At 68.6% G+C, this 12,646-nt stretch carries 12 protein-coding genes; 6 read left to right on the top strand and 6 right to left on the bottom strand.

The annotated features are described in order from the left end of the window. Positions 1-8 precede the first annotated feature (8 nt). The 3 genes from ABL838_RS07120 to ABL838_RS07130 are packed head-to-tail and all read left to right on the top strand — an operon-like array spanning position 9 to position 3,580. Positions 9-965 carry a DMT family transporter gene (locus ABL838_RS07120; protein WP_418124845.1) on the top strand — a complete coding sequence of 319 codons (957 nt, stop codon included), beginning with the start codon at positions 9-11 and terminating at the stop codon, positions 963-965. A 36-nt stretch (positions 966-1,001) separates the two neighbouring features. Beyond that, the gene (locus ABL838_RS07125; protein ID WP_418124846.1) at positions 1,002-1,793 is read left to right on the top strand and encodes an SDR family oxidoreductase; all 792 of its coding nucleotides are present in this window, start codon (positions 1,002-1,004) and stop codon (positions 1,791-1,793) included. Between the two features lie 32 nt (positions 1,794-1,825). Continuing rightward, positions 1,826-3,580, top strand: a complete 1,755-nt coding sequence (locus tag ABL838_RS07130) for a DUF5672 family protein (protein ID WP_418124847.1) — start codon at positions 1,826-1,828, stop codon at positions 3,578-3,580. 9 nt (positions 3,581-3,589) lie between these two features. On the opposite strand, the gene ABL838_RS07135 is transcribed toward ABL838_RS07130, so the two are convergent. Then, positions 3,590-4,498, bottom strand: a complete 909-nt coding sequence (locus ABL838_RS07135) for a DMT family transporter (protein WP_418124848.1) — start codon at positions 4,496-4,498, stop codon at positions 3,590-3,592. 118 nt (positions 4,499-4,616) lie between these two features. Here ABL838_RS07135 and ABL838_RS07140 point away from each other — a divergent pair, with 118 nt between their 5' ends. The 3 genes from ABL838_RS07140 (at position 4,617) to ABL838_RS07150 (ending at position 7,324) form a co-directional block, all read left to right on the top strand. Continuing rightward, positions 4,617-5,603: a quinone oxidoreductase family protein gene (locus ABL838_RS07140; protein WP_418124850.1), complete on the top strand. Its 987-nt coding sequence runs from the start codon at positions 4,617-4,619 to the stop codon at positions 5,601-5,603. A 116-nt stretch (positions 5,604-5,719) separates the two neighbouring features. Continuing rightward, positions 5,720-6,121 carry a response regulator gene (locus ABL838_RS07145; protein WP_418124852.1) on the top strand — a complete coding sequence of 134 codons (402 nt, stop codon included), beginning with the start codon at positions 5,720-5,722 and terminating at the stop codon, positions 6,119-6,121. Positions 6,122-6,313: 192 nt separating this feature from the next. Then, the gene (locus ABL838_RS07150) at positions 6,314-7,324 is read left to right on the top strand and encodes a bile acid:sodium symporter family protein (RefSeq protein WP_184635278.1); all 1,011 of its coding nucleotides are present in this window, start codon (positions 6,314-6,316) and stop codon (positions 7,322-7,324) included. Between the two features lie 27 nt (positions 7,325-7,351). Here ABL838_RS07150 and ABL838_RS07155 read toward each other — a convergent pair whose 3' ends face one another. The 5 genes from ABL838_RS07155 to ABL838_RS07175 all read right to left on the bottom strand — a co-directional run bounded on the left by ABL838_RS07155 (position 7,352) and on the right by ABL838_RS07175 (position 12,639). Beyond that, complete coding sequence (locus ABL838_RS07155) at positions 7,352-9,013, bottom strand: Na/Pi cotransporter family protein (RefSeq protein ID WP_126023110.1); 1,662 nt, start codon at positions 9,011-9,013, stop codon at positions 7,352-7,354. A gap of 73 nt (positions 9,014-9,086) precedes the next feature. After that, positions 9,087-9,938, bottom strand: coding sequence for a phosphodiesterase (locus ABL838_RS07160; protein ID WP_418124855.1), 852 nt, complete (start codon positions 9,936-9,938; stop codon positions 9,087-9,089). Then, positions 9,935-10,999, bottom strand: a complete 1,065-nt coding sequence (locus ABL838_RS07165; protein ID WP_418124856.1) for an ABC transporter ATP-binding protein — start codon at positions 10,997-10,999, stop codon at positions 9,935-9,937. The genes ABL838_RS07160 and ABL838_RS07165 overlap by 4 nt, the downstream gene beginning before the upstream one ends. After that, positions 10,989-11,789, bottom strand: coding sequence for an ABC transporter permease (locus ABL838_RS07170; RefSeq protein WP_418124858.1), 801 nt, complete (start codon positions 11,787-11,789; stop codon positions 10,989-10,991). Before ABL838_RS07170 ends, ABL838_RS07165 begins: the two co-directional genes overlap by 11 nt. A 10-nt stretch (positions 11,790-11,799) precedes the next feature. Then, on the bottom strand, positions 11,800-12,639 hold the full coding sequence (locus ABL838_RS07175) for an ABC transporter permease (protein WP_418124859.1): 840 nt from the start codon (positions 12,637-12,639) through the stop codon (positions 11,800-11,802). Positions 12,640-12,646: the final 7 nt, after the last annotated feature.

A 12,646-nucleotide genomic window follows, 5' to 3' on the forward strand; every position in this document is an offset into this window, starting at 1 on the left:
ATCGGGGGATGAACAAGACAGCCGCGTCGGCAGGCATCTCCCCCGCACCTCCCCGCGATGCCGCCAGGAAAGGCATCGCCACCGGCCTCGTGCTGGCCACGCTGGGCGCCATCGCGTTCAGCGGCAAGGCCATCATCGTCAAGCTCGCGTACCGCTACGGCGTGGACGCGGTCACGCTCATCATGCTGCGCATGCTGTTCGCGCTACCGCTCTTCGCGCTGATGGCTTGGTGGGCGGGGCGCGGCAAGCCGGCGCTCACAGGGCGCGACTGGATCGGCGTGATCGGCCTGGGCTTCTCGGGCTACTACCTCGCGAGCTTCCTCGACTTTGCCGGGCTGGCCTACATCTCGGCCAGCTTCGAGCGGCTGATCCTCTACCTCAACCCCACGCTGGTGCTGTTCTTCGGCTGGCTGCTCTACCGGCGCCATCCGACGCGCCCGCAGGTGCTGGGCATGGTCGTGAGCTATGCCGGCGTGCTGCTGGTGTTCGGCCACGAACTCTGGACCGGCGGCGGCGGCAAGGGCGGCGGCGCGGCGGCCTGGGGCGCGTTCCTCGTGTTCCTGAGCGCGGTGAGCTACGCGGGCTACCTCGTCTACAGCGGCGAGTTCGTCAAGCGACTGGGTTCGCTCAGGCTCGTGGGCCTGGCCACCACGGTGGCCTGCGTGCTGTGCATATTGCAATTCGTGCTGACGCGGCCGATGAGCGTGGCGATGGCGGTGGCGCCGGAGGTGATCTGGCTCTCGGTACTCAACGCCACGCTGTGCACGGCGGTGCCGGTGCTGATGGTGATGATGGCCATCGAGCGCATCGGCCCCGCGATGGCGGCCCAGACCGGCATGATCGGACCGCTGTCGACCATCCTCATGGGGGTGGTCATACTTGGCGAGCCGTTCACGCCGTGGATCGCGGCGGGTACCGTGCTCGTGATCGCGGGCATTTTCGTTTTCACGCGCAAGGGGCGCTGAAGCCCTGGCGCCTTTTGTTTTCACTGGAGCAAGAACATGGATCTGGGTATTGCAGGCAAGACCGCGCTGGTGTGCGGCGCGAGCAAGGGGTTGGGCTACGGCTGCGCCGAGGCGCTGGTGCGCGAGGGCGTGAACGTGGTGATCGTGGCGCGCGGCGCCGAGGCGCTGGGAGCCGCCGCGAAGAAGCTGGCCGAGGCGGCTGGTGCCTCGGGTCCCTTCGTCAAACACGTGGCCGCCGACATCACCACCGAGGCCGGCCGCGCCGCGGTGTTCGCGCTGGGCCATGACTTCGACATCGTCGTCACCAACGCCGGCGGCCCCCCGCCCGGCGACTTCCGCAACTGGGACCGCGAGGCCTGGATCAAGGCGGTCGACGCCAACATGCTCACGCCCATCGAGCTCATCAAGGCCACGGTGGACGGCATGGCCAGGCGCGGCTATGGCCGCATCGTGAACATCACGTCGAGCTCGGTGAAGTCGCCCATCGACATCCTGGGCCTGTCGAACGGCGCGCGCAGCGGCCTCACCGGCTTCGTGGCCGGCGTGGCGCGCACGGCGGTGGCAGCGCAGGGCGTGACCATCAACAACCTGCTGCCGGGTTCCTTCGACACCGACCGCCTCAAGGGCACGATGGCCGGCGCCGCGCAGAAGTCGGGCCAGGACTTCGACACCGTGTGGGAAGCCCGCAAGAAGAACATCCCGGCCAAGCGCTTCGGCACGCCGGCGGAGTTCGGTGCCATCTGCGCGTTCCTGTGCAGCATGCAGGCCGGCTACATGACCGGCCAGAACATCCTGGCCGACGGCGGCGCCTACCCCGGCACCTACTGAGCGCGGTTCACGAGAGCGGCGGGAGGCGCATCGTGAGCAGGGAGTCATTCAAAAAAATAACGCTGGTCTCGGTCACCGGCCTGCCCGACGCGCGCGGCGCGGCGCTGGCGCTGCAGCACAGCCAGGCGCAGATGCCCGGCGCCCGCGCGCTGCTGTGCAGCCCGCAGGCGCCCGACGACCTGCCGCCCGGCATCGAGCATCTGCCGATCGAACCGCTGAACTACCACGAGTACAGCTGGTTCATGATGTTCGCGCTCTGGCGCGTGGTGCAGACCGAGTTCGCGCTCGTGGTGCAGGAAGACGGCTGGGTCGTCAACGCCGCCAACTGGAGCGACGAGTTCCTGGACTGCGACTACATCGGCGCGCCCATCCACCTCGCGAAGATCGACGCCCCCCAAGGCACCTACTGGCGCAACCGTTTCGAGTGGGCCGACGAGCTCGGCAAGCCCGGCCACGTCGTCACGCCGATACAGAACGGCGGCTTCAGCCTGCGCAGCCGGCGCTTCATGCGCGCGCTGGTGGACCATCCGCAGATCCGCGTGGAGATCCCGCCGCCCGATGCGGTCGGCGGCGAGCCGCTCAGGATGCATTGGGAGCACAACGCGCTGCTCGAAGACGTGCAGCTCAGCGGCGTGCTGCGTCCCGCGCTCGAAGCCGTAGGCATGCGCTTCGCGCCGCTGGAACTGGCGCGCGGCTTCGCCATCGAGCACGCGGGGCCGCAGCTGCACCATGGCTACGACGCGATGCGGCTCTTCGGGCATCACGCGAAAGTGCGGCAGCTCGCGAGCCTGTCGCCGCTCACGCTGCGCTCGCTGATTCCACTGTCGCAGCTCGACGGCTGGTATGGCGAGCGCGACATCCTTCAGATGTTCGAGCGCAACGGCTACCGCATCGAGTTCGCGCAGGAGCCCGAGGCGACGGTGGCAGCAGTGCCCGCTCGCAGGGTCTACGACTGCATCACCTACAACGGCGAGGCCGACATCCTCGCGGCGCGGCTGCACGAGCTGTCGGAGGTGGTCGATTGCTTCGTCATCGTCGAGGCCGACCGCACCTTCAGCGGCGAGCCGAAGGCCCTGCGCTTCGACGCCGCCGACCCGCGCATCGCGGCTTTCCTGCCGCGCATCCGCTACATCGCGGTGCACGACATGCCGGTGGTCGACGAGGTAGCCGATGCCGCGGCGGTGGTGGGCGACTGGCATTCCGACACGCCGAAGTCCGGCTTCTGGATACGCGAGAAATTCCAGCGCAATCAGGTCATGCGAGGCCTGCACGATGCGGCGGCGCACGACCTCGTGATGGTGTCTGACGCGGACGAGATCCCGCGCGCCGAGATCGTCCGCGCAATGCGCGACGACCGGCGGCGCGATGTGTTCGGCCTGTGCCTGGCCTTCTACTATTTCTACGCGAACTACCGCAACGTCGAGGGGCCCGAGGCGTCTTCGGTGTGGACGGTGGCGGCCACGCGCGCAACGCTGGACAGGCTCACGCCCGACCAGCTTCGCATGCGCGTGCGCAGCGGCGCGCAGCCGGCGCTGATCCTGGCGGATGCCGGCTGGCACTTCTCGTACCTTGCGATGAGCGAGGACGCGGTGCGCGCCAAGATCCGGGGCTTCGCGCACCAGGAATACAACTCCCAGGCCTTTCTCGACGCCATCGACATTCCCGCGCTGCTGGCCTCGGGGCGCGATCTCTACGACCGCCCGGGCTATGCCTGGCGCGTGGTGGACAAGGCCCAGGCGCCGCGCTGGATGCGCGAGCAGGCCGACCTGGCGCGGCTCTTCGCCTGAGGGCTGCGCTCAGCGGCGCGACGCGACCACGATCCCGCCCACGATCAGCAGGAACGCCGCGCCGTGATACCAGTGCGGTGGCTCCCGCAGGAAGGCCGCCGACAGCACCGCCGCGAACAGCGGCGTGAGGTTCATGAAGATGCTCGCCGCCTGCGGCCCCGCGCGCTGCACGCCGGTGCCCCAGCAGCGGTACGCCACCACGGCAGGTCCGGTGCCGATGAACAGCATCGCCGCGACCAGCGGCCAGCCGAGCTCGATGTGCGCGGGCGTCAGCGTCCATTCGCCGGCGGCCAGCGCGCCCGACCACGCGAGGCCGAACACCAGCTGCGCCATCAGGAACGCGGCCCAGTCCTTGCGCACGGCCGCGGGCTCGTGCGTGCGCGCCAGCAGCCAGCTGTAGAAGGCCCACGAGATGGTGCCCAGGATCATGTACAGATCGCCCGGCACCAGCCGCAGCCCGAGCAGTTGTTGCCATTCGCCGCGGCTGAGCACCAGCAGCACGCCCGCCATCGACAACAGGGCGCCGCCGATCTCGCGGCCGCTGATGCGCGCGCGGAAGAAGAGGGCGCCCACCGCCAGCATCCACAGCGGCAGGCTCGAGCCGACCAGAGTCACGTTGATGGGCGTGGAGGTCTGCAGCGCCAGGTACTGGAAGGCGTTGTACAGGCCGATGCCAAGCAGCCCGAGCACGGCGTAGCGCTTCCAGTGCGCCCACAGCGGGCTGTCGCGGCGCAGCACCTGCGCGGCCAGCGGCAGCAGGAGCACGAAGGCGATGACCCAGCGCACGAAGTTCAGCGTGAGCGGCGAGACCAGCTCCCGCACCAGCCGGCCGACCACGGCATTGCCGGCCCAGAGCAGCGGAGGAACGACGAGAAGGAAGACGGTGAGGGGAGCGAGGCGCTGCGGCTGTGTCTGCATGGCCGCCGACTCTACCGGGCAATGATTCCCCGCGCCGTCGCCGGAAGCTCAAACATGGCAGGATGCCTTCCCCTTCTCTTTCCCCTTCTTTCCTTTCCAGAGCGTGGAGACCGCAACGATGAAGAGCAAAGCCGTCCGTATCGACCGCCATGGCGGTCCCGAAGAACTCAAGATCGTCGAGGTGGATCTCGGCGAGCCCGGCCCGGGCGAGATCCGCATCCGCCACAAGGCCGTGGGCCTGAACTTCATCGACACCTACCAGCGCAGCGGGCTCTACCCCTTCCAGATGCCGCTGCAGCTCGGCATGGAGGCCTCGGGTGTGGTCGAGGCGGTGGGCGAGGGCGTCACGCACCTGAAGGCGGGCGACCGCGCCGCCTATGCCAGCCAGCCGCCCGGCGCCTACAGCGAGCTGCGCGTGATGCCGGCGAAGAACGTCTGCAAGCTGCCCGACGACATTTCCTTCGAGACCGGCGCGGCCATGATGCTCAAGGGCCTGACCACGCAGTACCTGCTGAAGAAGACGCTGCCGGCCGAAGGCCTGCAGGCCGGCGACTTCATCGTGTTCCACGCGGCTGCGGGCGGGGTCGGGCTGATCGCCTGCCAGTGGGCCAAGGCGCTGGGCCTGCAGCTGATCGGCACGGCCGGCAGCGACGCCAAGTGCAAGCTCGCGCTGGAGCACGGCGCGGCCCACGCCATCAACTACAGCGCCGAGAACTTCGCGGCGCGCGTGAAGGAGATCACCGGCGGCAAGGGCGTGAAGGTGGTGTACGACTCGGTGGGCAAGGACACCTTCGAGGGTTCCATCGACTGCCTGCGCCCGTTCGGCCTGCTGGCCATCTTCGGTAACGGCTCGGGCCCGGTGCCGCCGGTCAATCTCGGCGTGCTGGCCTCCAAGGGCTCGCTCTACATCACCCGGCCCACGCTCTTCACCCACATGGCCACGCGCGAGAGCACGCAGGCGATGGCCGAGGACCTGTTCGCGGTGGTGCGCAGCGGCGCGGTGAAGATCCCGATCGACCAGCGCTACCCGCTGGCCGACGTGCAGCAGGCGCACCGCGACCTGGAAGCGCGCAAGACCACGGGCTGCACGATCCTCACGCTCTGACTCCGGGGCAGCAGGGCGCGCCGGTCTTGTCCTACCGGCGCAGGGGTGTCATGCCTTCGACTTGTGCCACGAGCAATTTGTAGCCTGTGGATACAGCACAGAGGCAAGCACTCCCAATGACCACCGTTCGCACCTTCATCGTCGAGGACAACCCCACCATCCGCCGCAACCTCGCGGGCACGCTGCGGGAGGTGGCGAGGGTCGAGCCGGTGGGCGAGGCGGAAACCGAGGCCGAGGGTTCGCGCTGGCTCTCGGGCAACCTTTCGCAATGGGACCTGGCCATCGTCGACCTGTTCCTGAAGGACGGTACCGGCTTTCGCGTGCTGGAAGCCTGCCGCAACCGCAGCCCCGCGCAGAAGATCGTGGTGCTCAGCAACTACGCCACGCCCGACATGCGGCGCAAGTGCGTCCACCTGGGCGCCGACGCGGTGTTCGACAAGGCCACCGAGATCGACGACCTGATCGACTACTGCCAGCGCCGTCGTCAGGCGCAGTTCAGTTCGAGCACGGCACACTGAAGCGCTGTGGTGGGGCATTCCCGGGCTGCCCGGCAGCGATGCCGGAACTGACCGAAAATCACCCCTTGAAGGCGCGAGGAGCACGCGCCGGGCTCCGCAAAGTGGCGACCAGATTCATGCGCGGAAATCACAAATTCCCCTGCTGAGTCGGCCTGCGCGCCTGCAACGCGCGGCGTTCGTCCAGGTTGCAACATGTCCCGCCCCCGTTTTCTTCCCGACAACTTCACCCTCGCGCTTCTCTCGGTCGTGACCCTCGCCAGCCTGCTGCCGGCCAGCGGGCAGCTCGCGCACTTCTTCGAGGGACTGACCACCGTGGCCATCGGCCTGCTGTTCTTCCTGCACGGGGCCAAGCTGTCGCGCGAGGCGATCGTCAACGGGCTCATGCACTGGCGGCTGCATCTGCTGGTGTTCGGCAGCACCTTCGTGCTGTTCCCGGTGCTCGGGCTGGTGCTCAAGCCCTTCCTGCTGCCGCTGGTGACGCCGGAGCTCTACACCGGCGTGCTGTACCTGTGCGTGCTGCCGGCCACCGTGCAGTCGGCCATAGCCTTCACCGCGATGGCCCGGGGCAACATGCCCGCGGCCATCTGCAGCGCATCGGCCTCCACCCTGCTGGGCGTTTTCATCACGCCGGTGCTGGTCAACCTGGTGGTGGTCCCCAGCGGCGGCCATGCGGCTTCTTCCTCGCTGGATTCCATCGGCCGCATCCTGCTGCAACTGATGGTGCCCTTCGCGGCGGGCCACCTGCTGCGCCCGCTGATCGGCAAGTGGATCCAGCGCCGTGCCGCGGTGCTGAAGTTCGTCGACCAGGGCTCGATCCTGCTGGTGGTCTACACCGCCTTCAGCGCGGCCGTCATCGAGGGGCTGTGGAAGCAGGTGCCGGCGCACGCCCTGGTCGGCCTGCTGGTGGTGTGCGCGGTGGTGCTGGGCCTGGCGCTGAGCCTCACGACCCTGCTGGCGCGCAAGCTGGGCTTCGACACGGAAGACGAGATCACCATCGTCTTCTGCGGCTCCAAGAAGAGCCTGGCCAGCGGCATCCCGATGGCGAAGGTGCTCTTCGCCTCGCACGCGGTGGGCGCGATCGTGCTGCCGCTGATGCTGTTCCACCAGATGCAGCTGATGGTCTGCGCGGTGCTGGCGCAGCGCTATGCGCGGCGCGGGCGTGACGAGACCGCGGTGCTGAAGACGGCCGAGCAGGCCAAGTAAGAAAGCAGCCGGGAGTCGGGAGGGCGCTCAGCCCTCGATCTTCCCCAGCCGCGATTCCCTCAGCCGGCTGGGCGCCAGCGCCCCGGCCGACTCCAGGATCGGATACGCGATCGAGCAGATGTGCGAGTTGATGCGCTTCAGGTCGCTGATCAGGTCGATGTGCAGCGAGCTGGTCTCGATGCTCAGCGTGGTGCGGTCCGACAGCCGGTCGAGGTGGGTGGTGGCGTAAGCCCGTTCCAGGTCGCGAAAGCGCGCCTTTTCTTCCAGCAGCTTCTGCGCGTCGCGCACGTTGCCGTTGAGGAACACGCTCATGCTCAGCCGCAGGTTGGCCACCAGCCGGCCGTGCAGCTCGACGATCTCGGCCATGCCGGCTTCGGAGAAGTTGCGCTGCGGTTTGATCTTCTTGTCTTCCACGTCGATGATCACGCGCTCGATGATGTCGCCGATCTGCTCCATGTTGATCGTGAAGCTGATGATGTCGGTCCAGCGGCGGCTTTCCTCCTCGCCCAGCGCCTCGCGCGAGATGCGTGTCATGTAGTACTTGATCGCCGAGTAGAGCTGGTCCACCGTGTCGTCGAGCTGGCGCAGCTCCTGCGCCAGACGCAGGTCGTTGTGGCGGATCACGTCGAGCACGCCGATCAGCATGGTCTCCACCACGTCGGCCTGGTGCAGCGCCTCGCGCGCGGCGTTCGAAATCGCGAGCGAGGGCGTCGACAGCGCCGAGGGGTCCAGGTGATGTGGCCGCGTGGAGCCCGCCGGTTGCTGCGGCTGGGGCAGCATGTGCGTCACCAGTCTTGCGACCAGCTGGGTGAGGCCGATGAAGCCCACGCTGATCACGATGTTGAATGCCAGGTGGAACAGCACCACGCCGTGCGTCTGGTTCGGCAGTTCGGGCTGCACGTAGCGGATCCACAGGCCGACGAAGGGCGCCACGATGGCCACGCCCAGCGCCTTGAAGAGCAGGTTGCCGATGGTCACCTGCCGCACCGATACCGCCGACTTGGCCGTGGTCAGCACCGCCAGCAGGCCGCTGCCCAGGTTGGCGCCGAGCACCAGCCCGAGCGCCACGTCCAGCGGCACCACGTTCGAGGTGGCCATGGCCGCCACCAGCAGCACCACCGCCAGGCTCGAATAAGCCACGATGGCCAGCACCGAGCCGATGGTGATCTCCAGCAGCACGTCGCTGTTGATCGACGCGAGCAACGCGCGGATGGCCGGCGAGGAGAAGAGCGGTTCGGTGGCTTCCACCACCAGTTGCAGCGCCAGCAGCATCAGGCCCAGCCCGATCAGCACCCGGCCGACGCGCCCCGCCACGGTGGCCGAGCGCGTGATGAAGAGCACCACCCCCACGAAGATGAACATCGGCGAGAGCCACGAAAGGTCTGCCGAGAACAGCACCGAGATCAGCGCCGTGCCCACGTCTGCGCCCCGCATCACCGCCAGCGCGGCCGGCAGCGTGACCAGGCCCTGTCCGACGAAGGACGAGGTCATGAGCGAGGTGGCGGTGCTCGACTGCACCAGCGCCGTCACGCCAATGCCCGAGAGGGCGGCCGTGAAGCGGTTGCGCATGCTCTGCACGAGGATCTTGCGCAGGTTGGCGCCGAACACGCGAAGAACACCGGTTCGGACCAGGTGCGTGCCCCAGACCAGCAGGGCCACCGCCGCCAGCAGATTCAGGAGGTGCTTCATGGAGGTCGGGTTCTATCCTTTCTTTTCGTTTTGCTTCGTTTCGACCCCATTTTCCACAAGTGAGCGCTCAGGGCTAGTCGATCAGCGCTCCGTTGTCGTGGAAGGGGTAAGGCCCCTCGAAGCTGCCCGAGGCGGCCAGATGGGTAACGAGCCTGCGCCCGCGCGCGGACCAGGCGTGCACCCGGAACGAGGGCGGCTCCAGCGTCCAGGCCGAGTCGGCGTCGGGTGCCAGGTCGAGGCAGACCTGATGGGCCTGCGCCGGAGAGGTCGAGGCGATGGTGCCGCCGAAACGCACGTCGATGGCCCGGTGCAGGTGGCCACAGATGATGCGCTCGACGTTCGGATAGCGCGAGACCAGGGTTTCGAGCGCTTCGGCGCCTTCCAGCAGGCCGATCTCGTCCATGTGGCCGATCAGCGTCTCGAAGGGCGGATGGTGCATGGCGATGACGACCGGCTCGCCGCGGCAGGCGTCGAGCTGCGCCTCCAGCCAGGCCAGGCGTTTCTCGCACAGCGCGCCGTGGCTGGCGCGGGGCACGCAGGTGTCGAGCGTGAGCAGCTGCAGCGCGCCGATGCGCACCGAATACTGGATGAAGCCGCCGTCTTCCGCGCCCAGGTAGGTGTGGCCAGGAAAGCTGCGGCGCAGCTGGTCGCGGTCGTCGTGGTTGCCGGGCATCAGGTAGACCGGCATGGTCAGCGGGGCCAGCAGGCGGGCGAGGTGCTCGTACTCGGCGGCGCGGCCGAAGTCGGTCAGGTCGCCGGTGACGACCACCGCGTCGGGCTGCTGGCGCAGCGCGAGCACCGACTGCACCGCGCGCTCCAGGTAGGGAGCCGTGTCGATGCGGCCGTAGGCCAGCCGGCCCGGCTCGCGGATGTGCAGGTCGGTGAGCTGGACCAGGATGGTGTTGGCGGTTTCTGTCGTCGTCATGCGATGGTTTCTTCCTGCGACGTCATCAGGCGCTCGGGCTGGATGCGGAGCCCCACCGTGTCGCCCGGCCCGAAGGGATTGTCGCGCCCCACGTCGGCCACCAGCATGGGCTGGTCCTGCGCGCGCAGGTGCAGCTGCACGCGGTCGCCGAGGAAGGTGCGGCGCTCGACAACGGCGGCGCCCCAGTCGAGCTGGGGCGTGCCGACCTCGATGTCCTCGGGCCGCACCAGCAGGGTCGCATGGCTGCGCCACGCCTGCGGGCAGGGCAGGGTCGTTCCTCCGAGTCGGACAACGCCCTGGGCGATGGCGTCCTGCCCGCGCTCCAGCCGGTTGACCCGGCCCAGGAACTCGGCCACGAAGGGATGCGAGGGCGCGCGGTACAGGTCTTCTCCGCGGCCCACCTGCACGATGCGGCCGGCGCGCATCACCGCGAGCCGGTCGGCGATGGCGAGTGCCTCCTGCTGGTCGTGCGTGACGTGGATTGCCGTGATGTGCAGGCGGCGCAGCAGCTCGGCCAGCTCGTCGCGCAGCGACTCCTTGAGCTTGGCGTCGAGCGCGGCCAGCGGCTCGTCGAGCAGCAGCACTCGCGGGCGCACCGCCACCGCGCGCGCCAGGGCCACGCGCTGGCGCTGGCCGCCGGAAAGCTCCGAAGGGCGCTTGTTCTCCAGGCCGCCCAGCCGCACCAGGTCGACCAGCTCGCCGACGCTGCGCTTCTCTTCCTCGGGCGACACGCCCCGGATGCGCAGGCCATAGCCGATGTTGGCCGCCACGGTCATCTGCGGAAAGAGCGCATAGCTCTGGAACACCATGCCCACGCCGCGATGCTCCACGGGGCGCTGCGTGACGTCCTGGTCGCCGAACACGATGCGGCTGCCCGCGTCGGGCGATTCCAGCCCGGCGATCAGCCGCAGCAGCGTGGTCTTGCCGCAGCCCGAAGGGCCGAGCAGCGCCAGCACCTCGCCGGCCTCCACGCGCAGGCTGGTGGGCTGCAGGCCGCGCGTGCCGTCGGCATAGGTCTTCGCGCAGTTGGCGATGTCGATGGGGATTCGTTCAAGTTCCATGGCGCTTCTGAATCAGGTTGGCAAGGTACTGCAGGCCCCACAGCACCGGGAGGATGACGGCGAAGAAGACCAGCGTGTAGGCCGATCCGATCTCGATGCGCATCGAGGCGTAGCTGTCGGCCAGGCCCACGGGCAGCGTGCGGGTGAGCGGCGTGTGCAGCATCCAGGTGAGGTTGAATTCGCCCACCGAGAGCGTGAACACCATCAGGCTGCCGGCCACGATGGCCGGGAACACGGCGGGCACCAGGATGCCCATGAAGCGCTGGCGGAAGTTCGCGCCCAGCGAGCGCGCGGCTTCTTCGAGCGCGAGCAGCTCGTCGCGCTGGAAGGCCGAGCTCACGGTGCGCACCATGAAGGGCAGCGTGAAGACGATGTGGCCCACGAGGATGAAGGCGAAGCTCTGGCGGAAGGCCGTGAGCTGGCCGTAAGCGAGGATCAGCGCGAGCGCCGTGGCCAGCCCCGGCACCGCGACCGGCAGCGTCAGCAGTTCCTCGAAGATGCGCGCCGCGCGCGAGCGGCTGCGCGCCAGCGCGTAGGCGCAGGGCACGCCCAGCAGCACCGTGCCGGCGACGCAGGCAGCGGCCAGCGCGAGCGACCACCCCACGGTGCCGCCGTAGTTCTCCCATACCTCGGACAGCCAGCGCAGCGTGAGGCCGCTCTTGAGGCCAGCGCTGTAGTTGTTGACCAGCCCGGCCATCACCGACAGCAGCATGGGGGCGATCATGAAGAGGCTCACGATCAGCGTCACCGCGAAGAGGAACGGCGCCTTCGGTTGAGTGTTCTTGTGCATGGTGCGAGCCTCAGCGTGCGACGGGGTTGGCGCCGAAGCGGCGCGCCACGAAAAGCACCAGCCAGGTCACTACGCCCAGCGCGATCGACAGCGACGCCGCCAGCGCGAAGTTGGCGTAGTTGGTGAACTCGTTGTAGATCGTGATCGGGATCACCTCGAATTTGCTCGCCAGCGTGAAAGCGGTGCCGAAGGCGCCCATCGAGGTCGCGAACAGGATCGCGCCGCAGGCCAGCGTGGTGGGCGCCAGCTCGGGCATCCACACGTCGCGTGCCACGCGCAGCCGCGAGGCGCCCAGCGAACGCGCGGCTTCTTCGAGCTGCGTGTTCATCGACTCGGCCGCCGCCGCGTAGGTGGCGATGGCGCGCGGCAGCGAGAAATACAGGTACGCGAGGAACAGGCCGAGCAGTCCGTAGGCGAAGGTGATGCGCTCGCCGAACAGGGTGTCGCCGATGTCGGCCACCACGCCCTGTCGCCCGCCGAGCAGGATCACGAAGAAGCCGATGATCACGCCCGGAAACGACAGCGGCAGCGTGAGCAGCGACAGCAGCACGCGCTTGCCCACGAAGGCGCGGCGCGCGAGGTAGATGCCCACGGCCGCGCCCAGCACCAGCGTGGCCAGCGTCACGGCGACCGAGAGCACCACGGTGTTGACCATGCTCGCGAGGTAGCGCGCGTCGGTCAGCACCGCGAAGTAGGTGGCCCAGCCCTTGCCGGCGGGCAATGCCATCAGGCGCACCACCGGCAGCAGCCAGAAGGCCGCGAAGAAGGCGGCCGCGGGCGCGACGCAGGCCAGCAGGCGCCAGCGCGGGTTCCAGGCGCTGGATGCGTTGGAGAGAGTGGCTTGCGTCATCGCACGC

Origin of the sequence: Variovorax sp. 160MFSha2.1 (assembly GCF_048305075.1) — a bacterium.
Lineage (GTDB): Bacteria > Pseudomonadota > Gammaproteobacteria > Burkholderiales > Burkholderiaceae_C > Variovorax > Variovorax guangxiensis.

Coding starts and splice junctions, on each gene's coding strand:
- ABL838_RS07160 (WP_418124855.1), bottom strand. CDS start 9,938: ATGACGACGACAGAAACCGCCAACACCATCCTGGTCCAGCTCACCGAC.
- ABL838_RS07120 (WP_418124845.1), top strand. CDS start 9: ATGAACAAGACAGCCGCGTCGGCAGGCATCTCCCCCGCACCTCCCCGC.
- ABL838_RS07135 (WP_418124848.1), bottom strand. CDS start 4,498: ATGCAGACACAGCCGCAGCGCCTCGCTCCCCTCACCGTCTTCCTTCTC.
- ABL838_RS07150 (WP_184635278.1), top strand. CDS start 6,314: ATGTCCCGCCCCCGTTTTCTTCCCGACAACTTCACCCTCGCGCTTCTC.
- ABL838_RS07125 (WP_418124846.1), top strand. CDS start 1,002: ATGGATCTGGGTATTGCAGGCAAGACCGCGCTGGTGTGCGGCGCGAGC.
- ABL838_RS07145 (WP_418124852.1), top strand. CDS start 5,720: ATGACCACCGTTCGCACCTTCATCGTCGAGGACAACCCCACCATCCGC.
- ABL838_RS07140 (WP_418124850.1), top strand. CDS start 4,617: ATGAAGAGCAAAGCCGTCCGTATCGACCGCCATGGCGGTCCCGAAGAA.
- ABL838_RS07155 (WP_126023110.1), bottom strand. CDS start 9,013: ATGAAGCACCTCCTGAATCTGCTGGCGGCGGTGGCCCTGCTGGTCTGG.
- ABL838_RS07165 (WP_418124856.1), bottom strand. CDS start 10,999: ATGGAACTTGAACGAATCCCCATCGACATCGCCAACTGCGCGAAGACC.
- ABL838_RS07175 (WP_418124859.1), bottom strand. CDS start 12,639: ATGACGCAAGCCACTCTCTCCAACGCATCCAGCGCCTGGAACCCGCGC.
- ABL838_RS07170 (WP_418124858.1), bottom strand. CDS start 11,789: ATGCACAAGAACACTCAACCGAAGGCGCCGTTCCTCTTCGCGGTGACG.